Annotated in this window: 25 protein-coding genes; 13 read left to right on the forward strand and 12 right to left on the reverse strand. The window is 68.8% G+C overall.

Annotated elements, in window-relative coordinates; genetic code table 11:
* Positions 1-4 precede the first annotated feature (4 nt).
* The 6 genes from ttfA to MJO54_RS01835 all read left to right on the forward strand — a co-directional run bounded on the left by ttfA (position 5) and on the right by MJO54_RS01835 (position 5,388).
* On the forward strand, positions 5-889 hold the full coding sequence (ttfA, locus tag MJO54_RS01810) for a trehalose monomycolate transport factor TtfA (protein WP_046284513.1): 885 nt from the start codon (positions 5-7) through the stop codon (positions 887-889).
* Positions 890-1,207: 318 nt separating this feature from the next.
* Positions 1,208-1,984, forward strand: coding sequence for an SDR family NAD(P)-dependent oxidoreductase (locus MJO54_RS01815; protein WP_046284514.1), 777 nt, complete (start codon positions 1,208-1,210; stop codon positions 1,982-1,984).
* Positions 1,971-2,519: an orotate phosphoribosyltransferase gene (gene pyrE, locus MJO54_RS01820; RefSeq protein ID WP_046284515.1), complete on the forward strand. Its 549-nt coding sequence runs from the start codon at positions 1,971-1,973 to the stop codon at positions 2,517-2,519. The genes MJO54_RS01815 and pyrE overlap by 14 nt, the downstream gene beginning before the upstream one ends.
* Before the next feature lie 16 nt (positions 2,520-2,535).
* Positions 2,536-3,429 (forward strand): hypothetical protein, encoded by an 894-nt coding sequence (locus MJO54_RS01825; protein ID WP_240175543.1) that lies wholly within the window; start codon positions 2,536-2,538, stop codon positions 3,427-3,429.
* A 224-nt stretch (positions 3,430-3,653) separates the two neighbouring features.
* Positions 3,654-4,253: a TrmH family RNA methyltransferase gene (locus MJO54_RS01830; RefSeq protein WP_046286847.1), complete on the forward strand. Its 600-nt coding sequence runs from the start codon at positions 3,654-3,656 to the stop codon at positions 4,251-4,253.
* A gap of 16 nt (positions 4,254-4,269) precedes the next feature.
* On the forward strand, positions 4,270-5,388 hold the full coding sequence (locus tag MJO54_RS01835) for a glycoside hydrolase family 76 protein (RefSeq protein WP_240175544.1): 1,119 nt from the start codon (positions 4,270-4,272) through the stop codon (positions 5,386-5,388).
* Positions 5,389-5,408: 20 nt separating this feature from the next.
* Here the strand turns inward: MJO54_RS01835 and MJO54_RS01840 are convergent, their stop codons facing one another.
* Positions 5,409-6,101: a DedA family protein gene (locus MJO54_RS01840; protein ID WP_046286845.1), complete on the reverse strand. Its 693-nt coding sequence runs from the start codon at positions 6,099-6,101 to the stop codon at positions 5,409-5,411.
* An 87-nt stretch (positions 6,102-6,188) separates the two neighbouring features.
* On the opposite strand from MJO54_RS01840, the gene fbaA reads away from it, so the two are divergent.
* The gene (gene fbaA / locus MJO54_RS01845; RefSeq protein ID WP_046286844.1) at positions 6,189-7,223 is read left to right on the forward strand and encodes a class II fructose-bisphosphate aldolase; all 1,035 of its coding nucleotides are present in this window, start codon (positions 6,189-6,191) and stop codon (positions 7,221-7,223) included.
* 64 nt (positions 7,224-7,287) lie between these two features.
* Here fbaA and MJO54_RS01850 read toward each other — a convergent pair whose 3' ends face one another.
* Entirely contained in the window at positions 7,288-8,154 is an 867-nt protein-coding gene (locus MJO54_RS01850) for an Rv0361 family membrane protein (RefSeq protein WP_046286843.1), read from the reverse strand.
* A 108-nt stretch (positions 8,155-8,262) separates the two neighbouring features.
* On the opposite strand from MJO54_RS01850, the gene MJO54_RS01855 reads away from it, so the two are divergent.
* On the forward strand, positions 8,263-8,679 hold the full coding sequence (locus MJO54_RS01855) for a DUF3151 domain-containing protein (RefSeq protein WP_046286849.1): 417 nt from the start codon (positions 8,263-8,265) through the stop codon (positions 8,677-8,679).
* Positions 8,680-8,691: 12 nt separating this feature from the next.
* On the opposite strand, the gene MJO54_RS01860 is transcribed toward MJO54_RS01855, so the two are convergent.
* The 3 genes from MJO54_RS01860 to MJO54_RS01870 form a co-directional block, all read right to left on the reverse strand.
* Positions 8,692-9,579, reverse strand: a complete 888-nt coding sequence (locus MJO54_RS01860; RefSeq protein WP_064888428.1) for a cation diffusion facilitator family transporter — start codon at positions 9,577-9,579, stop codon at positions 8,692-8,694.
* Positions 9,580-9,647: 68 nt separating this feature from the next.
* Positions 9,648-10,433 (reverse strand): site-2 protease family protein, encoded by a 786-nt coding sequence (locus MJO54_RS01865; protein WP_065152047.1) that lies wholly within the window; start codon positions 10,431-10,433, stop codon positions 9,648-9,650.
* 10 nt (positions 10,434-10,443) lie between these two features.
* Positions 10,444-11,100, reverse strand: a complete 657-nt coding sequence (locus MJO54_RS01870; protein ID WP_046286346.1) for a hypothetical protein — start codon at positions 11,098-11,100, stop codon at positions 10,444-10,446.
* Between the two features lie 112 nt (positions 11,101-11,212).
* Between MJO54_RS01870 and MJO54_RS01875 the strand changes: the two genes are divergently transcribed.
* Both MJO54_RS01875 and MJO54_RS01880 read left to right on the forward strand, forming a co-directional pair.
* Positions 11,213-12,511 (forward strand): adenylosuccinate synthase, encoded by a 1,299-nt coding sequence (locus tag MJO54_RS01875; RefSeq protein ID WP_046286338.1) that lies wholly within the window; start codon positions 11,213-11,215, stop codon positions 12,509-12,511.
* Positions 12,508-13,164, forward strand: coding sequence for a PaaI family thioesterase (locus tag MJO54_RS01880; RefSeq protein WP_240175545.1), 657 nt, complete (start codon positions 12,508-12,510; stop codon positions 13,162-13,164). Before MJO54_RS01875 ends, MJO54_RS01880 begins: the two co-directional genes overlap by 4 nt.
* On the opposite strand, the gene MJO54_RS01885 is transcribed toward MJO54_RS01880, so the two are convergent.
* Together MJO54_RS01885 and MJO54_RS01890 are read right to left on the reverse strand one after the other, a co-directional pair.
* Positions 13,161-13,514, reverse strand: coding sequence for a DoxX family protein (locus MJO54_RS01885; RefSeq protein WP_064888851.1), 354 nt, complete (start codon positions 13,512-13,514; stop codon positions 13,161-13,163). The two genes, MJO54_RS01880 and MJO54_RS01885, sit on opposite strands and share 4 nt — an antisense overlap.
* 103 nt (positions 13,515-13,617) lie before the next feature.
* Positions 13,618-15,216, reverse strand: coding sequence for a Na+/H+ antiporter (locus MJO54_RS01890; protein WP_240175546.1), 1,599 nt, complete (start codon positions 15,214-15,216; stop codon positions 13,618-13,620).
* Between the two features lie 78 nt (positions 15,217-15,294).
* On the opposite strand from MJO54_RS01890, the gene purT reads away from it, so the two are divergent.
* From purT to MJO54_RS01905, 3 genes are read left to right on the forward strand one after another with little or no spacing between them, the layout of a single operon-like run.
* Positions 15,295-16,548 carry a formate-dependent phosphoribosylglycinamide formyltransferase gene (purT, locus tag MJO54_RS01895; RefSeq protein ID WP_240175547.1) on the forward strand — a complete coding sequence of 418 codons (1,254 nt, stop codon included), beginning with the start codon at positions 15,295-15,297 and terminating at the stop codon, positions 16,546-16,548.
* A gap of 43 nt (positions 16,549-16,591) precedes the next feature.
* Complete coding sequence (locus tag MJO54_RS01900) at positions 16,592-16,996, forward strand: rhodanese-like domain-containing protein (protein WP_046286342.1); 405 nt, start codon at positions 16,592-16,594, stop codon at positions 16,994-16,996.
* Positions 16,981-18,279, forward strand: a complete 1,299-nt coding sequence (locus MJO54_RS01905; RefSeq protein ID WP_082108421.1) for an O-succinylhomoserine sulfhydrylase — start codon at positions 16,981-16,983, stop codon at positions 18,277-18,279. The genes MJO54_RS01900 and MJO54_RS01905 overlap by 16 nt, the downstream gene beginning before the upstream one ends.
* A 40-nt stretch (positions 18,280-18,319) precedes the next feature.
* Here MJO54_RS01905 and MJO54_RS01910 read toward each other — a convergent pair whose 3' ends face one another.
* The 5 genes from MJO54_RS01910 to MJO54_RS01930 form a co-directional block, all read right to left on the reverse strand.
* Entirely contained in the window at positions 18,320-19,174 is an 855-nt protein-coding gene (locus MJO54_RS01910) for an SDR family oxidoreductase (RefSeq protein ID WP_046286343.1), read from the reverse strand.
* Between the two features lie 55 nt (positions 19,175-19,229).
* Positions 19,230-19,991 carry an isocitrate lyase/PEP mutase family protein gene (locus MJO54_RS01915; protein ID WP_240175548.1) on the reverse strand — a complete coding sequence of 254 codons (762 nt, stop codon included), beginning with the start codon at positions 19,989-19,991 and terminating at the stop codon, positions 19,230-19,232.
* Positions 19,992-20,152: 161 nt separating this feature from the next.
* A complete protein-coding gene (locus MJO54_RS01920) occupies positions 20,153-21,337 on the reverse strand; it encodes an acyl-CoA dehydrogenase family protein (protein ID WP_046286345.1) in 1,185 nt (394 codons plus the stop codon).
* Between the two features lie 38 nt (positions 21,338-21,375).
* Complete coding sequence (locus MJO54_RS01925) at positions 21,376-24,354, reverse strand: PGRS repeat-containing protein (RefSeq protein WP_065152044.1); 2,979 nt, start codon at positions 24,352-24,354, stop codon at positions 21,376-21,378.
* Positions 24,355-24,495: 141 nt separating this feature from the next.
* Entirely contained in the window at positions 24,496-26,037 is a 1,542-nt protein-coding gene (locus MJO54_RS01930) for an acyl-CoA synthetase (RefSeq protein WP_240175549.1), read from the reverse strand.
* Between the last annotated feature and the right edge of the window lie 347 nt (positions 26,038-26,384).

Here is a 26,384-nt window from a genome sequence, read left to right on the forward strand (position 1 = left end):
CCCAATGGTCCCGCTCTGGTTCACGCTGTCCGCGCTCTGCTTTGTCGGCGCGGCGGTATTGCTGTACGTGGACATCGACCAGCGGCGTGGCCGCAGTCGGCGCCGTAAGTCCTGGGCCCGTTCGCATGGTTTCGACTTCGAGCCGGAATCCGCCGAGATCCTGCACCGCTGGAAGCGTGGCGTGATGTCGACGGTCGGCGAGGCGCCGGTGCGCAACGTCGTGCTCGGCCAGATCCGCGGCGAGGCCGTCTACATCTTTGACCTGGACGAAGTGGCGACGGTGATCGCCCTGCACCGCAAGGTCAGCACGAACGTCGTCGTCGATGTGCGGCTCAAGGGGCTCAAAGAGCCGCGGGAGAACGACATCTGGCTGCTCGGGGCGATCGGCCCGCGGATGGTGTACTCGACCAACCTGGATGCGGCACGGCGGGCCTGCGACCGGCGGATGGTCACGTTCGCCCACACCGCCCCGGACTGCGCCGAGGTCATGTGGAACGAGGCGAACTGGACCCTGGTGAGCATGCCCATCACCAGCACCCGCGCCCAGTGGGACGAGGGCCTGCGCAGCGTTCGCCAATTCAATGACCTGCTTCGGGTGCTCCCGCCGAGCCCGCGACGCCAGCCCGCCGAAGCCGCGGCCGGCGCAACGGGGCGCCGCAACGGGCAACCTAGCCGTCCGCTGGGCTCGTCGGGCGCTGCTGAGGCCGCGGACGAGAGCGAGGCCGAGCAGCTTCCGTCGGCGTCGCGAGCGGCCGCGCCGGCGCCGGGCAACGCCGCCTCGGCTGCCGAACCGCAACAGCGCCGCCGGAGCAGCCGGGAGAGTTCCTCCGACGTGCTGCACGCGCCGGGCGGTCGCAACGGTCGGCAGACCGCGCACTATCAGCGCTGACATCCGACGACGGTTGGCACCAGCGGCTTCCGGCCTGATGGCGTCGACCCGCAGCGCCCGACTTCGTCGCGCTTGCGATCGCCGCGGGCCTGATGGCGTCGACCCGCAGCGCCCGACTTCGTCGCGCTCGCGATCGCCGCGGGCCTGATGGCGTCGACCCGCAGCGCCCGACTTCGTCGCGCTTGCGATCGCCGCGGGCCTGATGGCGTCGACCCGCAGCGCCCGACTTCGTCGCGCTCGCGATCGCCGCGGGCCTGATGGCGTCGACCCGCAGCGCCCGACTTCGTCGCGCTCGCGATCGCCGCTACGCTGACGGGCATGTCTCGCCCCGTTGCCGTGGTCACCGGGCCCACCTCGGGGTTGGGCGCCGGCTATGCCCGCCGCTACGCCGCCGATGGCTATGACCTGGTCCTGGTCTCCCGCGACGTCGAACGCCTGGAGGCGCTGGCAACCGAACTGCGGGGCAGCCACGGCGGAGCCGTCGAGGTGCTGCCCGCGGATCTGGCCGACGCCGCCGGCCGCGCCAAAGTCGCTGAGCGGCTGGGCGTCGGGGTGCGGGTCCTGGTCAACAATGCCGGGTTCGGCACGTCCGGGGAGTTCTGGACCGCCGAGCCCGCCCTGCTGCAGTCGCAACTGGACGTCAATGTCACCGCGGTGATGCAGCTGACCCGCGCCGCGCTGCCCGCGATGGTCGAGGCGGGTGCCGGCACCGTCATCAACATCGCCAGTGTCGCCGGGCTGCTGTCCGGACGCGGTTCGACCTACTCGGCCTCCAAGGCCTGGGTGGTGTCGTTCACCGAAGGACTGGCCGGCGGCCTGCACGGCACCGGCGTCGGCATCCACGTGGTCTGCCCGGGATACGTCCACACCGAGTTCCACGAGCGCGCCGGAATCGATATGGCCACGTTGCCGTCCTTCATGTGGATGGAGGTCGACGACGTGGTCGCGGCCAGCCTGGCCGACATCGCCCGCGGCGAGGTGGTCAGCGTTCCGGGCCTGCAGTACAAGGCATTGACCACCATCAGTCGACTGATTCCGCGCGGGCTGTCGCGCACGCTGACAAACACATTCGGGAGGGGCCGTGGCCGCACTTAACAACGACGAACGCGATGAGCTCGCCGCGCTGGTGCGCGAGCTGTCCGTGGTGCACGGCCGTGTGACGCTGTCTTCCGGGGCCGAAGCCGACTACTACGTCGACCTTCGCCGTTCTACATTGCACCATCGCGCCGGCGCTCTCATCGGGCGGTTGGTCCGCCAACTCACCGACGACTGGGACTATGTGGCCGTGGGCGGCCTGACGCTGGGTGCAGACCCGGTGGCGACCGCTGTCATGCACGCTCCGGGACGCCCGATTGACGCATTCGTGGTGCGCAAGTCGGTGAAAGCCCATGGCATGCAACGTCTTATCGAAGGATTCGACGTGGCCGGCCAACCGGTTCTGGTGGTGGAGGACACCAGCACCACCGGTGGGTCGGCATTGACCGCGGTGCGGGCCGTGCGTGAGGCGGGCGGCAAGGTGGTCGGCGTGGTGACCGTGGTCGACCGAGCCACCGGCGCGGCCGAGGCCATCGAGGCCGAGGGCGTGCCGTATCGCAGTGTGCTCGGCCTGGCCGAGCTGGGCCTGGACTGAACTCCCGAGGACGGTTGTGCGGAGTCTGATCGCGCTGATATCGGCGGTGGCCGTCGCCTGTGCCGCGGCCTGCGCGGGTTCCGGCGTGACCGGCCCCTACGGTGCCCAGGGCGCCCCGATTGGTACGGCGCTCACCATCTTGGGCTGGGAGATGACCCTGTCCAACCTGCGGTGGGAAGTCGACTACGCGTTGGTCGACGTCAAGGCCGAGGTCGCCGACGCCGGTGTTCCGCACGCCGCTGCCGGTGATCTGCGGTTCGGGGTGTACGGCACCCCGGCCCACCCGATCGAGGCGACCGGATTGGGCAGCTGCAAGCCGCTGGGGGAACTGGTGCCGTCGCCGCTGTCGGCCAAGGAAGCCGATCGGTTGAACGGGACCGTCTGCCTGGGTCCGCTCAAGGAGCGCAGCGCGCTGCGCGGTATGTATGTCTACTCGCCTGCCGACCGGATCAAAGACACCACGGTGGCCTATGCCGCGGCGTTCCCGGTGGGGCTGGCGCCGGTCAATCCGGGCGACACCGGCCTGGCGCTCACCGCCCAAGGCGTGGCGGCCTACCGGGCCGACGGCGTGCCGCTGGCGCCGGCGGCCCTCGGCGATCCGAAAGCGTTCACTGGCACCGGCTACATGGTGCTCAACCTGTCGGTCGACGCGGTCGCTACGCAGTACCGCGAGGACGCGAAGGCCCGTGGCGGACCGCTGATGTTGATCGCCGGACCGTCGACGCCGATGCCCGGGTTGGGCGCGGACTGCGTGGCGGCCGGATCGTCGGTGTTGATCCTGCCGGAGGCGTCACTGAACTCGGTGCACGTGCCGACCTCGCTGTGCACACACGGGGAGATCAACGCCGCGCTGCTGTATCCCTCGGTGTCGGTGGTGGGCACGCACGCCGCCGTGTGGACCACCTCGTGACCGACTCATCGGATCATCCCGATTCATGCGGCGGTCCCAGCTTGCCCTCTCCTCCGTCGAGCCTCACTGAACCGCCGGGCCCATGCGGCGATCCCAGCTTCGCCTCTCCTTCGTCGAGCCTCACTGAACCGCCGGGCCCATGCGGCGATCCCAGCTTCGCCTCTCCTTCGTCGAGCCTCACTGAACCGCCGGGCCCCACCGAGTGGTTCTCGCCGGCCAACGGTGTGGGCCCCTGGCAGGGGCCGCTGCCCAGCGACTCCCATTACGACCCGGAGCTGCTGCGCGAGGGTGACCGTCGCAACGTCGTCGATGCCTACCGCTACTGGACCCGCGAGGCGATCGTCGCCGACATCGACCGGCGGCGGCACCGGCTGCACATCGCGATCGAGAACTTCGGGCACGATGCCAACATCGGCTCGGTGGTGCGCACCGCCAACGCGTTCGCCGTGCACACGGTGCACATCGTCGGCCGGCGGCGGTGGAATCGGCGCGGCGCCATGGTCACCGACCGTTACCAGCGACTGCTGCATCATGACACGGCCTCGGAGCTACTGGATTTCGCCGCGCAGCAGGGGCTCACAGTCGTCGCAGTGGATAACGTGGCCGGGGCGGTGCGCCTGGAGCAGACCGCGTTGCCGGTCGACTGCCTGCTGGTGTTCGGCAGTGAAGGCCTTGGCATCAGCGACGAAGCCCGCGCCGGCGCGGATCTGACGGTGTCCATCGCCCAGTTCGGTTCGACCCGCAGCATCAACGTCGGGGTGGCCGCCGGGATCGTGATGCACGCCTGGATCAGCCGTCATGGCCACCTCGATCAGGCCTGGTAGGGCAGGATCAACGGCTATGGATCTCCTCTGGGCGAATCGCGCCGAAAGCGCCGAAGCCGCCGTCACCGCGAGGCATCTCAAGTCGCTCTGGCACCTGCCGGGCACTCAGCTGGGGGTGGTGGCCTGGCCACCGATCCGGCGCGCCCCGCACTGGCACTACTGGTGGCAGGCGCACCTGCTGGACTGCCTGGTCGACGCCCAGTTGCGCGACCCGCAACCTCAACGGGCGACCGCAATCAAGCGACAGATCCGCACCCACCGGCTGCGCAACGTGGGCCGCTGGACCAACGCCTACTACGACGACATGGCCTGGCTGGCGTTGGCGCTTCAGCGGGCCTGCCTGGTCACCGGCCTCAACCGACGACGTGCGCTGGGCACCTTGACCCGGCAGCTGACCGACTCATGGATGCCGGAGGCCGGCGGCGGCATCCCGTGGCGCAAGGACGAAGAGGACCTTCTGCCCTTTTTTAATGCCCCCGCCAACGGTCCGGCCGGGATCTTTCTGGCCCGCGAACCCGGGTGGCTTCAGCGTGCCCAGCAGATGGGCGACTGGATCGACGCCACCCTGATCGACCCGGACACCGACTTGGTGTTCGACGGCATCAGGGAAGGTTCGCTGGTGCGGGCCGAGTACACCTACTGCCAGGGCGTAGTGCTCGGGCTGGAGACCGAGTTGGCGGCGCGCACCGGGGAGCCGCGCCACGCCGCTCGAGTGCACCGGTTGGTGGCTGCGGTGAGCAAGCGGATGGCCCCGGGCGGGGTGATCAAGGGCGCCGGCGGCGGCGACGGCGGGCTGTTCGCCGGGATCACCGCCCGCTACCTGGCGCTGGTCGCCACCGCGTTGCCGGGGGACTCTGATGTCGACGCCGAGACACGCGACACCGCCGGCAAGCTGGTGCTGTCGTCGGCGAAATCGGCGTGGGATTACCGACAAACGGTCGACGGGCTGCCGCTGTTCGGGGCGTTCTGGGACCAGGCCGCCGAGGTGCCCCGGGCCGACGGCGCGGTGGCCACTTCCATCGCCGGTGCGGTCCGTGAGTCCGAGATCCCCGAACGGGACCTGTCGGTGCAGTTGGGTGGCTGGATGCTGATGGAGGCCGCGCACTGTGTCGCGGCCGCGGTGCCGTCGCGCTGACTCTGCGCTGAGGCTGCGGTCTACTCGGACTTTTGCGCCGTGAGCGCAGAGTCAACGTCGGAAGTCGCCGCGCCGCCGCGGCGGCTGCGGTAGGCCTTCGCCGTGGCGATGAACGCCGGGATCATCGACACGAACAGGATCACCAGGATGATCTTTTCCAGGTTTTCGTGGACGAATGGCACGTTGCCCAGGAAGTAGCCCAGCGTCGTCACCCCGGCGCCCCACAAAATGCCGCCGACGATGTCGAATGCCAGGTACACCGGGTAGCGCATGTAGGACACCCCCGCGACCACCGGCACGAACGTCCGGACGAACGGCGCGAACCGGGCCAGGATGATCGCCCACGGCCCGTACTTCTCGAAGAACGCGTGCGACTCGGTGACGTAGTGCTTCTTGAAGAAGCGGGAATCTTCCTTCTTGAACAGCGCCGGCCCGATCCGCCGACCGATGAAGTAGCCGCACTGATCGCCCAGCACGGCCACGACAGCGACCGCGGGCGCCAATATCCAGATGTCGGGAGCCAGCCCCTTGGCGGCCAGCAGACCGCCGGTGAACAGCAGTGATTCACCCGGAAGCAGGGGGAACAGCAGGCCGGTCTCGATGAAGACCACCACCAGGATGGCCGGCAGTACGGCGCCGTGGAAGATGCCCCCGGCACCCAGCCAATACATCGGGTCCAGCAGGCCCGGCATCGCGACCGCGGTGGTGCTCATGACGCACCAACATACCGGGGGCCACCGGTGAAACCGCCCCTGCGATACTCGAGGGCAGTTTCGGTCAGCTCAGAGGAGAGATTTCCCATGCCCATCGCCACCCCCGAGATCTATGCCGAGATGCTGGGCCGCGCCAAGGAGAACGCGTACGCGTTCCCCGCGATCAACTGCACGTCGTCGGAGACCATCAACGCGGCGATCAAGGGTTTCGCGGACGCGGGCAGTGACGGCATCATCCAGTTTTCCACCGGCGGAGCCGAATTCGGCTCCGGACTGGGCGTCAAGGACATGGTTACCGGCGCGGTGGCGCTGGCCGAGTTCACCCACGTGATCGCCGCCAAGTACCCGATCAACGTGGCCCTGCACACCGACCACTGCCCGAAGGACAAGCTGGACGGGTTCGTGCGGCCGCTGCTGGCGATCTCGGCGGAGCGGGTCAAGGCCGGCGAGAACCCACTGTTCCAGTCGCACATGTGGGACGGCTCGGCGGTGCCGATCGATGAGAACCTGGAGATCGCCGCTGAACTGCTCGGTGCTGCTGTCCGCTCCAAGATCATCCTTGAGGTGGAGATCGGCGTGGTCGGCGGTGAAGAGGACGGCGTGGAAGCCGAGATCAACGAGAAGCTCTACACCTCGCCCGAAGACTTCGAGAAGACCGTCGCCGCCCTGGGCGCCGGCGAGAAGGGCCAGTACCTGCTGGCCGCGACCTTCGGCAACGTGCACGGCGTGTACAAGCCGGGCAACGTCAAGCTGCGCCCGGACATCCTGGCCGAGGGCCAGAAGGTGGCGTCGGCCAAGCTGGGCCTGGCTGACGGCTCCAAGCCGTTCGACTTCGTCTTCCACGGCGGCTCGGGCTCGCTGAAGTCCGAGATCGAGGAGGCGCTGCGCTACGGCGTGGTGAAGATGAACGTCGACACCGACACCCAGTACGCGTTCACCCGCCCGATCGCCGCGCACATGTTCACCAACTACGACGGTGTGCTCAAGGTTGACGGCGAGGTCGGCAACAAGAAGGTCTACGACCCGCGCAGCTACCTCAAGAAGGCCGAGGCCGCCATGACCGAGCGGGTCATCGAGGCCTGCAACGACCTGCACAGCGCCGGCAAGACCCTGAGCAGCTGACCGGTCTCAGCGCCGAGTATTCGCCAAAGCCCCCGATTCCCACGCGGATTGGGGGCTTTGGTGTCTAGCTGCCGTGTGACTGGCAGATCTTCCACTGGTCGTCGCGGAACTGCAGGTCGAAGCTGCGCGTCGAGCGGACTCGCGGCTCGTAGGCCATAAAGGCGGTGACGTTGGCTTCGGCCTGACCGTCGTTGACCACGACCTCGTCGATGCTGGCGACAACCGGGTATTGCTTGGCCGCCGCAATGCGCTGGTAGGTGTCGTCCCAGGCCTTTTGGTCGTAGTTGACGTAGCGGTCGCGAATGTCGCCGCAGGTAAGGCTGCGCAGTGCCGCCAGATCACCGTTCTGCATGGCGATGTCGAAGTTTTGGATGGTGGCCCGCACATGCTCTTCCTGCGAGGCGGCCTGCCGAGTGTCGCGGGTCAGCCACAGTGTGCCCAGTACCGCGATGGCTGCGAGCGCCAAGATGATCAGGATCACCGCCATCACCCAGCCCCAGCTGCGGGACACGGTAGACGGCAGTTTGCCGCCGACTCGAGCCGGAATCTGTTGCGGTATCGCCTTTCCCGTCTCATCGCTCTGCTGAGCGATCAGTTCGGTGTCCGCATCGCCCACCGACGGGATGACCTCGGTGTGCCCGGCGTCGAACCCGGGAGCGGTGAAGCGGCGTTCCGGTGATCCGTCGGGTCCGGGTTCCTTGGGGGCGGCCTCGGTGGTGATCACCTCGGTGACGGCGTCGGCTTCGGCCGGTGTCTCCGCCAGGATGGCCGTCGCGGTCTCGTCGTCCGCCGAGGCGACAGGCTGGATCTGGGTGACCTGATCGTCGCCGTCGGGCTGCTCGACCGGGGTGGCATCGCCGGGCCCGGGACCCTCATCGGATGCGGGTGGGGCGGGGACGTCGTCGCGGTCGGGGCCGGATGGGTTCGGCATGGGCTGCTGCTGTCCTCCCGCTAGCGAATCTGCTGGGCGCCAGCTTACTGAGCCAGGCTGCGGATTGCCGGAGTGGCTGGCCATGTGCGGCACGGCAGAATGAACGATGTGACTCTCACCGGTGATCTTCTGCGCCCCGATCCGATCTTGCTGCCCGGCGATCCCGACGCCGAGGCCGGCCTGCGGGCCGGTCAGGACCCCGCTGTAGTCGCGGCCGCGCATCCGGCGGCCTCGGTCGCGTGGGCGGTGTTGGCCGAAGCGGCATTGGCCGAGGACAAGGCGGTCACCGCCTACGCCTACGCGCGCACCGGTTACCACCGCGGCCTGGACCAGCTGCGCCGCAACGGGTGGAAGGGTTACGGCCCGGTGCCGTACGCGCATGAACCCAACCGTGGCTTCTTGCGGTGTGTGGCCGCGCTGGCGCGTGCTGCCACCGCCATCGGGGAGACCGACGAGCAGGCGCGCTGTCTGGCTCTGCTCGACGACTGCGACCCCGACGCCCGCTCGGCGCTCGGGCTGAGCTGACCCACTAGGGCATCAGCATCCGAGTGGGCAACGACCACCCTGCCCGGCAGGTTCCACCTGCACGGTGGCGTGGGTCAGCCCGCGAGCGGCCAGCACGGCCCGAGCGTCGGCCAATACGCGGCCGGCGTCGGCGCTGGTGCCCAGGTGGGCGGTGGCCATGTCTTGGCCCGGCACCAACGTCCAGACGTGCAGGTCGTGCACGTCGGTGACGCCGTCGACGGCAGCGAGCGCCGCGCGGAGCTCGGCGACGTCGATGTGGCTGGGGGAGGCCTCCGACAGGATCCGCAGGGCCGCGCCGGCCAGCGCGAATGCCCGCGGAAGCACCCACAGCGCGACGAAGACCGCGACCACCACGTCGGCGTAGGGCCATCCGGTGGTGATGGTGACCACGCCGGCGATCAGCACTCCTACGCTGCCGACGGTGTCGGCGACCACCTCCATGTAGGCGCCGCGGACCGCGAGGCTCTCGGTCGAGTGCGATCGCAACAGTAGGGCGACGCCGATGTTGACGGTCAGTCCGGCCAGAGCGACCACGATCATCGGCACCCCGGGCACGTCCGGCGCGGTGCCGATGCGGCGGACCGCCTCGGTGAGGATGAACGTCGCCACCCCGATCAGCAGTACCGCGTTGGCGACCGCGGTGAACACCTCGGCGCGGTGCCAGCCGTAGGTGCGCGACGGTGATGTGCTGCCGCGCCGCGCCAACATCACCGCCGCCACTCCCATGAACAGGGCGGCCAGGTCGGTCAGCAGATGGCCTGCGTCGGCCAGCAGCGCCATCGAGTTGATGGTGATCGCCGTGGTCAGTTCGATGACGAAGAACGCGCTCAGGATGGCGGCGCCGACGACCATTCGAGACAGCCGGGAGTCGGTATGACGGTGATCGTGACCGGCGCCCATGGGAGGTGAATATAGGCGGACCGGCCCGCTGTCGGGCGTGAAGTCGGGTTCACGTCCGGGCGGGGAACTCAGAACCAGGAGTTCCAGAACTGCGTCAGGCTCAAACCCCACGACACCAGCAGGCGCGGCACATCGAACAGGTCGAAGAACCACAACACCATGCCGAAGAACTTCTGATTCAGCATCGGCGACGCCAGCAGCAACATCAGCAGCACCAGCAGGCCCCACTGCTGGAACGGCGCCACGGCGCGTTGGGTGGCCGGACTCAGGTGGGGCTCCAGCGCGCCATAGCCGTCCAGGCCCGGCACCGGCAGCAGGTTCAGCACCACTGCGGTCAATTCCAGGAAGCCCAAAAACGCCACTCCGGACCAGAACACCGGGTGGGCGGGGTCGTAGAGGACGCGAGTGGCGCCCAGCAGCAGCACGGCCAGCACCAGGTTGGCGGCCGGGCCCGCCAGGCTGACCAGGGTGCGGCGCCGCGGCGTCATGAACGATGTCTGCACATAGACCGCCCCGCCGGGCAGCCCGATGCCGCCCAGCACGATGAACAGCATCGGCAGCACCAGGGACAGGCCTGGATGGGTGTAGCGCAGCGGGTTGAGGGTCAGATAGCCGCGCATCTGGGCGCCGTGGTCACCGAACCGCCACGCGGTGTAGGCGTGACCGAACTCGTGCAGACACAGTGAGACCAGCCAGCCGGCGATGACGAAGACGAACACCCCGGCGTAGGCGAGCGGCCGGATCTCTTCACCGGCCTGCCACGCCAGTGCACCGCCCAGGACCGTCACGGCTACCAGTGCCAGGAAGACCGGGCTGGGCCGTACCGCCTGCCCGCGCAGCGGATGCACGTTCACGCAGTAGAAGCTAGCCGACCAGCCTCCAGTCCTCGATGTGCCGATAAAAGGTGGACCGCTTCACTGTTCGGCTGCTGTAGCTGCCGTCGCGCACCACCAGCGCGCCGGTGGTGCCCAACTGGGCCGCGCGGCCCGCCACCCAGCGTCGTACCCGGCCGCGCCGGTCCGGGACACCGGCACGCACGCCCGGCGCGGTGCCCATCGGCTCGATCAACACCTCGGCCACGTCCCCGTCGAACAGGGCGGCATCGTCGACGATTCCCTCACCGTGCAGCACCGCGGCGCCGTCCACCGGCAGCCACCGGCCCACACCCACTAGGGCAGTGCCGGCGTCGTCGCGGACCAGCGGCACCGGCGCAGCGGCGCCCCGCCGGGCCCGCCGCGCAGCCCGCCACCCGGCCGGCAGCCGGTAGGCCGCGGTGGCCGGTGTGCGCCGTTGCGGCACGTACCCGACCTCGACATCGAGCCGGTCGACGCGTAGCAGCCGGGTCAACGTCTGCGCCAGGTCCGTGTCGCCGCCTACCACCACCAACCTGCGATAACGGGCGATGGCGGCATCCATGTCGCCGGTGCTCGTATCGGCGCCGACCTGCACTGTTGGCAGCCCCCGCAAGGGGCGAGGCAGCGGCCGTCCGGCAAACAGCAAGACGACGGTTTCGGGCGGCATCTTCAGGCTCTCGGTGCCGTTAGTGGCGTTCAACACGCTCCTTGTGAATCTCTTCAGATAGGCTCAGTCACCGGCTGGACCACAGTAAGCCAAGACAGTTAGCGAGAATTCCATGCCGGCAATCGTCGTCATCGGCGCCCAGTGGGGCGACGAGGGCAAAGGTAAAGCGACCGACCTACTCGGTGAACGAGTGCAGTGGGTGGTGCGCTACCAGGGTGGCAACAACGCCGGCCACACCGTGGTCCTGCCCACCGGGGAGAACTTCGCACTGCACCTGATCCCGTCCGGGGTCTTGTCGCCGCACGTCACCAACGTCATCGGCAACGGTGTGGTGGTCGATCCGGGTGTGCTGCTCGAGGAGCTGGCGGGCCTAGAACGCCGCGACGTGGACACCTCGCGGCTGCTGATCTCCGCCGATGCGCACCTGCTGATGCCCTATCACGTGGCCATCGACAAGGTGACCGAGCGCTACATGGGCAGCAAGAAGATCGGCACCACCGGCCGCGGCATCGGTCCCTGCTACCAGGACAAGATCGCCCGGATCGGGATCCGGGTCGCCGACGTGCTCGACCACGAGACGCTGGCCCAGAAGATCGAGGCCGCCCTGGACTTCAAGAACCAGGTGCTGGTCAAGATCTACAACCGCAAGGCACTGGAGCCCCAGCAGGTTCTCGAAGATCTGCTGGAGCAGGCCGAGGGCTTCAAGCACCGCATCGCCGACACCAGCCTGCTACTGGGTGCCGCGCTGGACCGCGGTGAGAACGTGCTGCTGGAAGGCTCGCAGGGCACCCTGCTCGACGTCGACCACGGCACCTACCCCTACGTGACGTCGAGCAACCCCACCGCGGGCGGCGCCGCGGTGGGCTCCGGTGTCGGCCCGACCCGCATCACCACGGTGCTGGGCATCCTCAAGGCCTACACCACCCGGGTCGGTTCGGGACCGTTCCCCACCGAACTGTTCGACGCGAACGGCGAATACCTGTCCAAGACCGGCGGTGAGGTCGGGGTGACCACCGGGCGTCAGCGGCGCTGCGGCTGGTTCGACGCGGTGATCGCGCGCTACGCCACCCGGGTCAACGGCATCACCGACTACTTCCTGACCAAGCTCGACGTGCTCTCCAGCCTGGAGACGGTGCCGGTCTGTGTCGGCTACACCGTCGACGGCAAACGCACCGACGAGCTGCCGATGACCCAGGAAGAGTTCGCTCGTGCCGTGCCGGTCTACGAGGAACTGCCGGGCTGGTGGGAGGACATCTCCGGTGCCCGTACCTTCGAGGAGCTGCCCGCCAACGCGCGCGACTACGTGTCGCGGCTCGAGGAGATCGCCGGCGCTCAGGTCTCGTGCATCGGGGTCGGTCCCGGACGCGAGCAGACCATTGTGCGACGCGACGTCGTGAGGGGCGGCGCGTGAGCGAGGAACAGTCCGCGCAGGGCGCTGACGACACGGCAGCCGACCCCGACTACGCCAGCCACGGTGGCTTCCCCGACTACGCGGTCGTCGACCCGAGCCCGGGCTTCGAGCGGTTCGTCACCACCATGCGGCGTCTGCAGGACCTGGCGGTGTCGACCGACCCCGACGACGTCACCTGGGACGACGCCGCCGATCGCGTCGAAGCGTTGGTGGGGTTGTTGGAGAAGTTCCCGGCTTCGCAGGCCGTTGCCCCGGCCGGGCGGGCGCCGTCGATGCCGGGCATGGGCAGCCTGCTGCTACCGCCATGGCGGATCAGCCGGTTCGAGCCCGACGGCGTCTCGATGACGGGGTCCTTCAGCCGATTCCATGTAGGCGGCAACTCCGCGGTGCACGGCGGCGTACTGCCGCTGCTGTTCGACTGGATGTTCGGGATGGTGGTGCACGCCGCCAACCGCCCGATCAGCCGCACGGCGTTCCTGCACGTCGACTACCGCAAGGTCACCCCCATCGACACCCCGCTGTTGGTGCACGCCCGGATCGAGCGGGCCGAGGGGCGTAAGGCGTTCATCGGCGCCGAACTCACCGACACCGACGGCACCGTGCTGGCCGAGGCGCAGGGTCTGATGGTGCGGCTGCTGCCCGGGCAGCCCTAGCGGCGCGGCCCGCGCAGCGTCATCGACGCGAACAGGGCCAGAAACGACGCAGCCGGCACCGTGTTGGCGATGCTGTCGCGCACTCGGATGTGCGCGCCGACCGCCAGGACGAAGTACAACGTCAACGCCGCGGTGGTCAGCCGTGCCAGTCCCGGAAACCGGTGCACCGACAGCAGACCGACCGCCGAAGCGACTTTGACGATCGGCAGGACTGGCCTGATCTCTTGCGGAACCTGCACGGTGTCGAGGGCTTTGGCGATGTAGGGCACCGGGATGGCGCAGGCCACCGCGTCGGCGACTTGGAAGGCCGCCAGCCCCGTGTAGGTCTTCGGCGATGTCAGGACACTCATGGATCCGACCCTAGCCGCGGGGTCGCGCCCATCGCGAGTGGGAATCTCACGACGCGACTCGCCACCCACGCGTCGTGGAATTCCCACTCGGCGAGGGGTCCCGCTAGTCCAGATTCAGCGTCGCCTCTTCCAGATCCAGCCGGTGCAGCACATTGCGCAGCACCTGGTCGTCGATGCGACCAAGGTCGCGTTCCTTGATCAGCGCCACCCGTTCGGCCGCCAGCATCTCCAGCCGAAGCCGGCGAAACGCCGCGGCGGCGGTCTCGTCGCTGTCGTCGTGGGCGGGGTCGAAGCGCCGCAGCCGTTCCCGGGCCGCGTTGCGCCGCCGGGTGTTCAGGCCGCGCAACGCGTCGGCGGCGCGCTCGCTGGCCGGTGACGGCTCGGTCGAGGCGAGTACTTCGTCGAGCCGCTGGGCAGCGGCCAGGGCCGCCTTGTCCTGCGCGGCGGCCGCGGCGATCGCATCGGCGTGGTCCTGGTTGGTGGGCACACCCAGCCGGCGGATCACCCAGGGCAGCGTGAGCCCGTGCAGCAGCAGGGTGCCCACCACCACCACGAAGGTCAAGAACACCAATTGCGGACGCCCCGGGAACGGGTCCCCGGACAGCGTCGTCAGCGGTACGCCGAAGGCGGCCGCGAGCGACACCACACCACGCATGCCGGCCCAGGCCAGCACGAACACCTGGCCCGGGGTCGGTGCGGCTTCTCGTTGCCGGACCTTCTCCGACAGGATTCGGGGCGCGTAGGCGAACGTCACCACCCACACCGCGCGCACCGCCAGCAGCGTTCCGAACACCGCCAGAGACGCGCCGATCAGCGTCGAGAAACGCACGCCGTGCAAGTTCTGCACCACGGCGGGCAGCTGCAGTCCGATCAGCAGAAACGCCAGTGATTCCAGCACCAGTTGCACGGCGCGCCAGACGGCCTGGTCCTGCAGCCGGGTGGCGTAGTGGGCCCGGGTGAAGCGCTGCCCCAGGATCAGCGCGGCGACCACCACCGCGAGCACCCCGGAACCGTGGATCTCCTCGGCCGCCAGGTAGATCACGAACGGGGCCAGTAGCCCGACCGCGCTTTCCACCACCGGATCGGTCAGCCGGGCCCGGATGAACACAATGACGGCGCCAAACGCCACCCCGACCGCCACTCCGCCGACGGCGGCCAGCACGAAGGTCAACAGGCCGGTGCCCCAGCCGGTGGCCACGCCGATCGCCGCTGCCAGCGACACCTTGTAGACGGTCAGCGCGGTCGCATCGTTGAGCAGGCTCTCGCCGCCCAGCAGCGTCATGATCGGACGCGGCAACCCGACGCGGCGGCCGACGGCAGTCGCCGACACCGCGTCCGGCGGCGCCACGATCGCGCCCAGGGTCAGCGCCGCGGCCAGGGTCAGCTCCGGCACGGTGTAGTAGGCGACCACGCCGACGGCGACGGTAGTGGCCAGCGGCAGTCCGACGGCCAGCAGGATGATGGGGCGCCGGTTGCGGCGCATGCTGATCACGGAGCTTTCCAAACCGGCCGACCACAGCAATGGCGGCAGGATCACGAACAGCACCAGTTCGGGCCGCAGGACGATCTCCGGTACCGCTGGGATCAGTCCGACCAGCAGGCCGGTAATCACCAATACCAGGGGCGCGGACAGTCTGCGATGCCGCGCGATTGCCGCGACCAGCACCGCGGCCACCAGCGGCCCTAACAGTGCGGCGTTCACCGTCGCTGCACCTCCATCCGCTTTCCCCCTATCCTGGAGCAGCATGCAACATTGCCGTGGCACGGGGAGGGTGGGGCGGTGAACGGCGAGGTGGGTGAGTTGGCGACCGAGCGGTTGCCCGTCGACGGACCCAGCCGTACCCGGGTCGCGTTGCTCGGGTCCGGTGATCTCAGCCGCGAGCTGGTGACGGCGCTGCAGCGACTCGGCGCCGAGGTGATCGCCCTCGATCGCTACGCCGACACCGCGTTGCACGGCATTGTTGATCGCTCGGTGGTGGTCGATCTCGGTGACAACGACGAATTGGCGGCGGCCATCCGGTGGTTGCAGCCGAAATTCGTGGTGGTTGCCTCCGAGGTGGTGGCGACCGACGCGTTGACTGCCGCTGCCGACACCGGCTTCACCCAGCTAGTGCCCGGCATCCGCGGCGCCCGGTTGGCCGCAGACCCCGAGGGCATGCGGCGGCTGGCCTCCGAGGAGCTGGGGCTGCCCACCGCACCGTTCTGGTTCGCCGGCTCGGTCGCGGAACTGCGGGAGGTGGCCCAACGGGCCGGTTACCCGATGTTGGTCAAACCGGTGGGCGGTTCGCTCGGCGAGGGCCGTTCGGTGATGGTCCGCGACAGCGACATCGAGCCCGCGTGGCAGCGCGCGGTGGCGGCCGGCGCGTCGGAGACGCCGCCGCGGGTGCTGGCCGAGACCGTGGTGGAGGTCGATAGTGAGGTCACCCTGCTGGCCGTCCATCGCGATGGCCCGGACGGGCCGGCGTTGGACTTCTGCGCACCCATCGGCCACCGCAGCGTCGAGGAGCCGAACGGGCAACTGTCGGTGGAGTTTTGGCAACCACACCCGATGAGCGCGGTGGCGCTGGATGCGGCCAAGTCGATCGCCGCGCGGGTCGCTCGCGCACTCGGTGGTCGCGGCCTGTTCGGGGTGGAGCTACTGGTATACGGCGACGAGGTGTATTTCGCCGGGGTCAATGTGCGCCCGTATGACGCCAACCTGCTGACGTTGCGCACCCAGCGGCTCTCGGGGTTCGAGCTGCAGGCGCGCGGGATCCTCGGGCTGGCGACCGACACCATCATGGTCTCGCCCGGGGCGGCCCGGCTGATCTACTCGCGCCGTCCCGTCGGCACCGCCGTCGAGACCACTCCGGACAGCGTGGCGGTGGTCGCCGATGCACTCAGCGTGACTGAAAGTGATGTGGTGGTGTTCTCCCACCACGAGGGGCACCCGCGTCGGCGGCTCGGCTTGGCGCTCGCCACCGGGCCAGACGTCACGATTGCCCGTGACCGTGCGGCGCAGGTGGCGACCGTTCTGGGCAAGCTCTGGCCGTGACCCGCCGTGGCGTGAACCTGGTTCAGGTGCGAGACTTCCGCAGGTGAGCTACGCAGGAGATATCACACCTGAGCAGGCCTGGGCGATATTGCGCGATGACTCGGCGGCGACGCTCATCGACGTGCGCACCGACGCCGAATGGCGTTTCGTCGGACTGCCCGACGTCTCCGGGCTGGGCCGCGAACTGGTCTGCATCGAGTGGGTTCACTCCGACGGAACTCCCAACCACGACTTCGCCCGTGAACTGGCGGCGCGCGTCGCCGGCGGGCCGGCGATCTTCCTGTGCCGCTCCGGCAACCGCTCCATCGGGGCCGCCGAAGCCGGTACCGCGCTGGGTCTGACGCCGTCCTACAACGTGCTGGATGGTTTCGAGGGCCATCTCGACGAGCACGCTCACCGGGGTGGCACCGGCTGGCGGGCCGTCGGCCTGCCCTGGACGCAGTCATGAGCGATTCGCAACCGGCCCGCTCGGGTAGATGCGCCGGTCCCAGCGTCGGCTCTCCTTCGTCGAGCCTCGCTGAACCGTCGGTCCGCGTCCCCAAACCGCTGCCGGACGGTGTCAGTGCGGCCACCATCGGGGTGCGCGGCGGCCTGCTGCGCACCCAGTTCGAGGAGACCGCCGAGGGGCTGTTTCTGACCTCCGGATACGTCTACGATTCGGCGGCCGCCGCGGAACAGGCGTTTACCGGCGAGGTCGACCGGTTCGTCTACTCGCGCTACGGCAACCCGACGGTGTCGATGTTCGAGGAACGACTGCGCCTGATCGAAGGGGCGCCGGCGGCGTTCGCCACGGCCAGCGGCATGGCGGCGGTGTTCGTGGCACTCGGCGCGCTGTTGAAGGCCGGCGATCGTCTGGTGGCCGCGCGCAGTCTGTTCGGATCCTGCTTCGTGATCTGCAACGAGATCCTGCCTCGCTGGGGCGTGGAAACCGTGTTTGTCGACGGCGAGGACCTGGCGCAGTGGGAGCAGGCCCTATCGGTACCCACCAATGCGGTGTTCTTCGAGACACCGTCCAACCCGATGCAGTCGCTGGTGGACATCGCCGCGGTCACCGAGCTGGCGCACGCCGCCGGCGCGAAAGTGGTGCTGGACAACGTGTTCGCCACCCCGCTGCTGCAGCAGGGGCTACCGCTCGGGGTGGATGTGGTGGTGTACTCCGGCACCAAGCACCTCGACGGGCAAGGCCGCGTCCTGGGCGGGGCGATCCTGGGCGACCAGGAGTACATCGACGGCCCGGTGCAGACCCTGATGCGGCACACTGGACCTGCGCTGAGCGCCTTCAACGCGTGGATCTTGTTGAAAGGCCTTGAAACGCTGGCGATTCGGGTTGACTACGCAAATTCCGCGGCGCTGCGGATCGCGGAGTTCCTGGAGCAGCACCCGGCGGTGAGTTGGGTTCGCTACCCCTTCTTGGCGTCGCACCCGCAATACGATTTGGCGCGCAAACAGATGTCCGGCGGCGGCACCGTCATCACCTTCGAACTCGACGGGCCCCAAAGTGGCGCCAAGCAGCGGGCATTCGAGCTGTTGGACAAACTGAAACTGATCGACATCTCCAACAACCTCGGGGACGCGAAGTCGTTGATCACCCATCCGGCCACTACCACCCACCGGGCTATGGGGCCCGACGGTCGCGCCGCGATCGGACTCGGCGACGGGGTGGTGCGGATCTCCGTCGGGCTGGAAGGCACCGACGACCTCATCGCCGACCTGGATCAGGCGCTGGGATAGGCAGAAGCCCGGGATCACTCTGGGAGTGATCCCGGGGCGCTCAGTCGCCTTCGACGACGCCGGTGGCGTGCTGCGCGCGGTCCTCGTAGGCCTTGCGGGCGGCAGTGTCGAACTGCAGGAACACCGTGTCGTTGTGCGTCTTCTTGTTCAGCCAGCGACGGCCCCGATCGGGGAGCAGGCTCGCCAGGACCGACACGCGACGTCCAAAGCTGGGCACCGAGACCAGTGTCTTGGGCTTGTCGAGCACCTTGACCACCCCGGCGGCGATGTCCTCGGGTTCGACCGGCTTCTGGGCTGCCGACGGCGTTGTGCCCGAGATCAATTCGGTGTTGGTGAAGGTGGGTAGCACGGCTGAGACGTTGACGCCCTGCGGTGCGAACTCATCGGACATCGCGGTGGTCAGGCCGACGACGGCGAATTTGGTTCCGGCGTAGAGCACTTGACCGGGTACGGCCACGACGCCGGCCAGCGAGGCGATGTTGATGATGTGGCCGCTGCGCCGCTTGATCATCTCCGGGAGGACCAGCTGGCAGCCGTTGAGCACGCCGTAGAAGTTGACCTCGGTCGCCGAGCGGATGGATTCGGGTGACTGGTCGAGGAACGGCCCGACCGGCATGACACCGGCATTGTTGATCAGCACGTCGATGTGGCCGTCGCCGTCGGCACGGGCCTTGTCCAGGAACGTCGAGAACGATTCGCGGTCGGTGACATCCAGCGGGTGGCCAGTGACCTGACCGCCCGGGCTCAGCTGCTTCACCGCCTTGTCGAGAACCGCGACGTCACGGTCGCCGATGACGACTCGAGCGCCACGCGCCAGCAGGGCAGTGGCGGTGGCCAGCCCGATACCACGAGCGGCGCCGGTGATGGCAATGGTCTTACCGCGAATGTTGTCCACGACGACGAACTTAACAGGTGTCAAATTCGGTGTCGACGGTACGGGAAGGCTGCGCTCAGGCCCAGCGGGCCAGGACCTCCCCGGCGTGCTTGCCCAGGGCGGCCTGCAGCAGCGGTCCGAAGCTGATCCGCGCGATGCCGAGCGGACCGAAGGAGGCGGGGTCGGCGGTGTCGGGCGCGGCGAGCGCGTTGACCGGCTTCGGCAAGGCTTCGGCCAGGATGCGCAGGGTCGCTGCGTCATGGAAACCGACCGGGTAGAGTACGTCGGCTCCCGCGTGCGCGCATTCGGTCAGCCGCGCGATGGCCCGGTCGATGCGGTCGGCGTCGTCACCGTCTTTGCGCAGGAACAGGTCGGTGCGGGCGTTGATCACCAGGTGTGGGCCTGCGGCGTCGGCGGCTGTCCGCAGCGCGGCCACGTACTCGGCATGCTCGGCCGACGACCGCAGCCGCTTGTCTTCGCTGTGCACCGAGTCCTCGATGTTGCACCCGACCACACCGGCTTCCAGCAGGCCGTCGACCAGGCTGGCGGGCGACTGGGCGTAGCCGGACTCGATGTCGAGCGACACCGGCACGTCGACGGCGGCGGTGATCTGGCGTGCGCGGTCCAAGACCTCGGCGAACGACATACCCTCGCCGTCGGTCTTGCCCAGCGATTCGGCGACCGGCTTGCTGCCGATGGTCAGCGCGGCGAATCCGGCGCCGACGGCCAGCTTCGCCGACCACACGTCCCACACGGTTGGCAGGATCACCGGATTGCCCGGTTGGTGCAGCGCCAGGAAGGCCGCCGCCTGTTGCCCAAGAACCTCGCGACTCGTCATTTTCACAACACTGCCATGTGAGAATTATCGAGTCGTCGTCGGGCCTCGGTCCTGGCTGGTCGTTGATGAATGCGCGCCAATGGTCTTAGGCGCGCTAATCGGGTGCCGCTCGTCGGTTCCAGGTCCATCCGGTTCGTGATCGCGGCGACAGCTCGCCCGTCTCAGCGGAAGGCGCCGAGGCCGGTGAAGGCCTGGCCGAGCACCAGTTGATGCATTTCGGGGGTGCCCTCGTACGTCAGCACCGACTCCAGGTTGACCATGTGCCGAATCACCGGGTATTCCAGCGATATCCCGTTGCCGCCCAGGATGGTTCGGGCGGTTCGGCAGATCTCCAACGCGGTGCGGGTGTTGTTGAGCTTGCCGAAGCTGACCTGCTCGGGGCGCAGTCCGGCGCTGTCTTTGAGCCGGCCCAGGTGCAGGGACAGCAATTGTCCCTTGTGCAGTTCGAGAGCCATGTCGACGAGCTTGGCCTGGGTGAGCTGGAAACCGGCGATGGGTTTGCCGAACTGAGTGCGCTGGGTGGCGTAGTCGCGGGCCGCTTGCCAGGCTGAGCGGGCTGCACCCATTGCGCCCCAAATGATTCCGTAACGCGCTTCGGACAGACTGGCCAATGCGCCCTTGACGCCACGAGCTTTGGGCAGCATGGCCTCGGCGGGCAGACGCACGTCGTCGAGCACCAGTTCACTGGTGATCGAGGCGCGCAGCGACAGCTTGTGGTGGATGGTGTTGGCGCTGAACCCGGGGGTGTTGGTGGGCACGATGAAACCGCGGACGCCGTCGTCGGTGGCCGCCCACACCACCGCGACGTCGGCGATGGAGCCGTTGGTGATCCACATCTTGCGGCCATTGAGAACCCAGTCGGATCCGTCACGCTTGGCCCGGGTGGTCATGGCGGCCGGATCGGAGCCGACGTCGGGCTCGGTCAGCCCGAAACAACCGATCAGCTCGCCGGCGGCCATACCCGGCAGCCACTGCTGCTTCTGCTCTTCGGAACCGTTGTTGTAGATCGAATACATCGCCAGCGAGCCCTGCACCGACACCAGCGAGCGCAGGCCGGAGTCGGCGGCCTCCAACTCCACACAGGCCAATCCGTAATGCACGGCCGACGCCCCGCCGCAGCCGTAGCCGTCCAGGTGCATGCCCAGCAACCCAAGCTTGCCGAATTCCCGGGCCAGTTCGCGGGCCGGCAGGTCGCCGATCTCGAACCACTCGGCGATGTGCGGCATGACGTGCTCGGCGCAGAACTTGGCGACGGTGTCGCGCAGCGCGATCTCGTCGTCGGAGAGCAAGGTGTCCAGGCTCAGCGGATCGATCGGGTCGAAGGGCGCGGTGCTACCGGTTGCCATTCGTTCATCCTGCCACCCGGGGGGTGGCTTGGATCAGGTCAGCTTGCGCTGTCGGAACTCGCGCTGGGTGTCCCGGGCGCGCCCGGGGTTCCGTCGGCGCCACCGTTGCCGCCGGTCCCGCCGGCCTGACCAGCCTCGCCTTCCGCACCGCCATTGGCTCCGTTGCCTCCGACGCCGCCGCTACCGTCGCCGTTCGGGCCGATCTGGCCGCCGGTACCACCGGTGCCGCCCGCTCCGCCGTTGCCGCCGGGGCCGGTCTCGGTGGCGTCTCCGCCCTTACCGCCGTTGCCGCCGGCGCCGCCGTCGCCGCCGTTGGCAGCCGCGGTGCCGGTGCCGCCGTCGCCGCCCCGGCCGCCGGCACCGCCGGTGCCGCCGAGCTGGGTGGTGGCGTCGGTCGAGTCGTCACCCGGCGTGGTGTGGATAGCGCCGCTCGTGCCGGCATTGCCGCCGGTACCGCCGTTGCCGCCCTTGCCGCCATCCAGCCCGGTGCCCCCGTTGCCACCGTTGCCGCCCTGCACGGTGGTGCTGCCGCCGCCGGTGCCGCCGTTGCCGCCGGTGCTGCCCGCACCGATGCCGGCGCCACCGTTGCCGCCGGTGCCGCCGGCGAGGCCACCGGATACGTAGTTGCTGCCGCTGCCCGCAGCGCCGGTGCCGCCAGCGCCACCGGTGCCGCCGTTGACTCCGGCGCCGCCGGTCCCGCCCTGGCCGCCGTTGGCCATGCCGCCCGCGCCGCCGACGCCGCCGTCACCGCCGTTGCCAGCATTTCCGGCGCCACCGCCACCGCCGCCGCCACCACCGGCAGCACCGCCGCTGGGCGACGTGTCTGGAGTTTCGGGGAAGTTTTTGAAGCTGTTGAACAGGCCGCCCAAGCCGGTGCCGCCGACACCCCCGGCGCCGCCCTGGCCGGCGACACCGCCACCGCTGGTGCCCCCGGCACCCCCGGCACCGCCCGCACCACCGCTGCCGCTGAACGGGCTACCGGCTCCGCCGGATCCACCGCTACCGCCGTAACCGGCAAGCGCTCCGTCGGTGCCGTCACCACCGGTACCGCCGACGCCGCCGACGCCGCCGTTGCCACCGATCAGAGAGGACGATGCTCCATCTCCGCCCGTTCCACCATTGCCGGCGAGGGCGTCAGTGCCGCTGGCGTCGCCACCGTTACCGCCGGCGCCACCACTACCGGTTGTGCCGGAGCCACCCAACATGCCACCGCTGCTGCCGTCGCCACCATGGCCACCGTCACCGGCGAGGCCGCCGGCACCACTGGCCATGCCTCCGGCTCCGCCGGCACCGCCGTCAGCGCCGTTGCCGCCGAAAATGCTGCTGGTCGAGATCAAGTTAGTCAGCGGATTCCCGGCCAGCCCCTCGAGCTTGTCCAGTTGGGCCTGCAGTTCCTCAGCGGACTTGCCGGTGAGGGCGGCGAGCTGGGTGATGGCCGCACCGACCTGATCGGGCGAACTGGCGAGCGTGCCCAGCGAACCGGCACTGCCGCCGTCGCCTCCGTTGCCCGCGATGCCACCGGCACCGGTGCTGGCGCCGCCGGCTCCGCCGGTGCCGCCCGCGCCGGCGTGGCCGTCAACGAGGATGCTGCCAAGTCCACCGGTGCCGCCGGCGCCACCTGCGCCGGCGACGCTGCCGACGCCGGAGACCGCGCCGCCGACACCACCGATTCCACCAGCGCCACCTGTGCCACTGGAGATCGTCATCATGGCAATGCCGCCGGCGCCGCCTGTGCCGCCCGCACCCGCGGTGCTGTCGTCGCCGGTTGCGGCTCCACCGGCACCGCCGTCGCCGGCCGCACCGCCGCTGCCGCCGAAGATCGCGACGACGGTACCGCCTTGACCACCGGTGCCGCCGGCTCCGCCGGTGGCCTGGTCGCCGTCGCTGGCGCCGCCGGCGCCGCCGAGGCCGCCGCTACCGCCAGTCAGGCCGAAAACCGAGGTGGCGCCGCCACCCATACCGCCGTTTCCGCCTGCACCCCCAGTGTCGCCGTCGCCGCCGGCGCCGCCCTGTCCGCCGGAGCTGCCGACGACCCCAGTCACCTGAGATGTCGAGAAGCCGCCGTTGCCGCCGTTGCCGCCGGCTCCACCGGTCAGCCCGGTACCGCCGGCCCCACCGTTGCCGCCTTCGCCGCCGATCTTGAAGAGATAGGCTCCGCTGTGCTTGACACCGCTTTCGGGGGCAGCGCCCACGACGGTCAGGGAACCGCCGTTGCCACCGTGGCCGCCGTTACCGCCGGTGCCGTCCACGTCATCGCCGCCGGCCCCACCATTTCCGCCGATGCCGCCGAACGAGAACCACTTTCCGGCCGCGCCGCCGCCGTCGCCACCGTCGCCACCGTTACCGCCGAACAGGCCCGCGCCACCGTCGCCGCCGGCACCGCCGATACCGATCAGGGTTCCGCTGGTGCCGCCGTCACCACCGTCGGCTCCGGCGCCGCCGATACCGCCGGCGCCACCATTGCCGAACAGCCCGGCCGCACCGCCGTTTCCGCCGGCCAGTCCGGCCACCTCGGAGTCATAGCCCGCGCCGCCGTCGCCGAACAGCCAGCCACCGCCGCCGCCGGTCGGGTCGTCCTCGGTACCGGCCAGGCCGTTGCAGATCAGCCCGCATACGGAGTCGGAGGCGAACAGCGGATTGATCAGGTCGCCCAGCTGCTGCCCGAATGAGCTGGACATCCAGTCCTGCATGCCGGCGTGCAGATCCAGGTAGATGCTCTGCGTGAAGTCATCGAAACTGAACGCCGAGAAGCTGAAGTCAGCCGCTCCCACACCGTCGAACCAGGTCGACAGATCCCCGAGGCCCAGGGCATCGGGATCGAACACCGCGCTGCCGACATCGCCCGGATCGAACCAGCTGGTCGGGTCCAACCAGAAGCTCGGGTCGAACAGATCTTCCAGATCGGCGCTGGCGGTCGGCGCGAAACCCAACGGGCTCAGCCCCAATGCCAGTACGGCACCCGCTGCCAGGGTGCGGTGACGGCGTTGGGATGCAACGGATTTGCGCTGGCGCGACATTCAGGTGCCTCTCGGTGCAGCGGTCGCGGCCATAGCGCCGAACCAGATTTAGGGGTCTGCGATCCGAAATTTACCGTAACTTAACAAAGGCTGCAGTCCACTGTGGGTTCACTGCGCACCATCTGCCCAATACCTGTGAGGTCACTGTCGGTCTGGTCGGTCCGTCAGCACGTCGCGTAGCTGGTACTTCACTACTTTTCCGGACTGCGTTCGCGGCAGGGCGTCGACGAACTCCAGTCGGATCGGCAGCTTGAACGCCGCGAGCTTGTCCCTGGCGTGGTCGCGCAGCTCATCGAGCTCTAACGTTGCGCCGGGCCGTAGTACCACCACGGCCGTCACCGCCTCGCCCCACTTCTCGTGCGGGGTGCCCAGCACCGCCACTTCTGCGACGGCCGGGTGTCCGTAGAGCACGTCTTCGACCTCGGCCGGATAGACGTTCTCGCCGCCGGAGATCACCATGTCTTTCACGCGGTCGAGCACCCACACGTAGCCCTCGTCGTCGGCCTGGCCGATATCGCCGGTGTGAAACCACCCCTCGGCGTCGATCACCGCCGCGGTGGCCTCGGGATTGCGCCAGTAGCCGGCCATCACCTGCGGTCCTCGCACGCAGATTTCCCCGCGTGTGCCGGCGGGCACCGGCTGGTTCTCGAGATCGACAAGCCGCACATCCGAGAGCGGCAGTACCTGGTTGCCCGCGGCGCCGAGCTTTACGCTCACCTCGTCGGTGCGCAGCACCAAGGCGAGCGGGGCGGTTTCGGTGAGCCCGTAGCCCTGTGCGAACGGGATGCCGCGCTCGGCGTAGCGGTGGATCAGTGGCTCGGGCACGGGTGCGCCACCGCAGACGAAGCTGCGCACGCTGGACAGGTCGGTGTCGGCGAACTCCGGCCGCTGGCTCATGAACAAGAACATCGCCGGCACGCCGAACATGGTGGTGATCCGTTCTTCGGCCAGAAGTCGCAGGGCTTCGGCTGGATCGAAGGTGGGCATCAGCACGATCCGGCCGCCCTTCTGCAGGGTCAGCAGGGTGGTGACGTTGAGCCCACCGATGTGAAACAGCGGCGCACAGACCAGCGACACGTCGTTCTGACTGGTGTCGAATGTCAGTAGGGCATTGATGTTGTTCCAGAACAGGTTTGCGTGAGTGAGCATGGCGCCCTTGGGGTGTCCGGTGGTACCGGAGGTGTACATGATCACGGCGATGTCATCGGGCTCGGCGAACACTGGGTCGGTCAGTGGTGCCCGCTTGGACAGCAGTTCGTCGAGCACCTCCCAGCCCGGGACCGGCGCCAGCGCGATCACCCGGCGCAGCCCGGCCTGCCCGCGCACCGGATCGATCACCGCGGCGCGCTCGGCGTCGGTGATCAGAGTGTGTACCTGCGCATTGGCCAGGATGTAGCCGAGCTCGTCGGCGGTCAGTCGCCAGTTCAGGGGCACGAACGAGGCGCCGATGCGCGCGGCGGCGAACAGGGTGACCAGAAAGTCCGGGTGATTCAGGCCTGCATAGCCGACCCGATCCCCGCGCTGCATACCCCCGGCGGCCAATTCGGCTGCCAGCCTGTCGATCCGATTCGCGAAATCTCGGTAAGTCCAAGTGATTTCGCCGTAGGTGATGGCGGGGAGGTTCGGCGTCGCCGCCGCCCGCCGGGAGATCCAGGAGCCGAGATCGATGGGGGGTGTGTCCACCTCACGAACGCTAACCCGCTGGCCGTCGACGCAGGGTCGGTTCGCCGCATGGCCGCCCTGAGTGTCGTTGCCGCGAATTATCGATCGCAATGATTTTTTTGCCCCGAAGGTGGCTGAACTTCAATAAAAGATAGGAGCCGCGGGCGCTTTTATGTGGAAAGCCGAATTATTCGCCGTGGGTTCGGACCTGGCCATTGTGGCGCCGGTCTCAATTTCGGGCTCGACCAGGGAAAACGCCGTGCTTCCTAGGTCTGGTGACTGGCGCGGTGACGGAAAGTGAACGGTCTTTGAACATTGTTATTCGCAGGGCCTTGGGGTCGCCTAATTGAGCGAGAAACGGCTACGTT

The sequence above is a fragment of the Mycolicibacter virginiensis genome (assembly GCF_022374935.2).
Classification (GTDB): domain Bacteria; phylum Actinomycetota; class Actinomycetes; order Mycobacteriales; family Mycobacteriaceae; genus Mycobacterium; species Mycobacterium virginiense.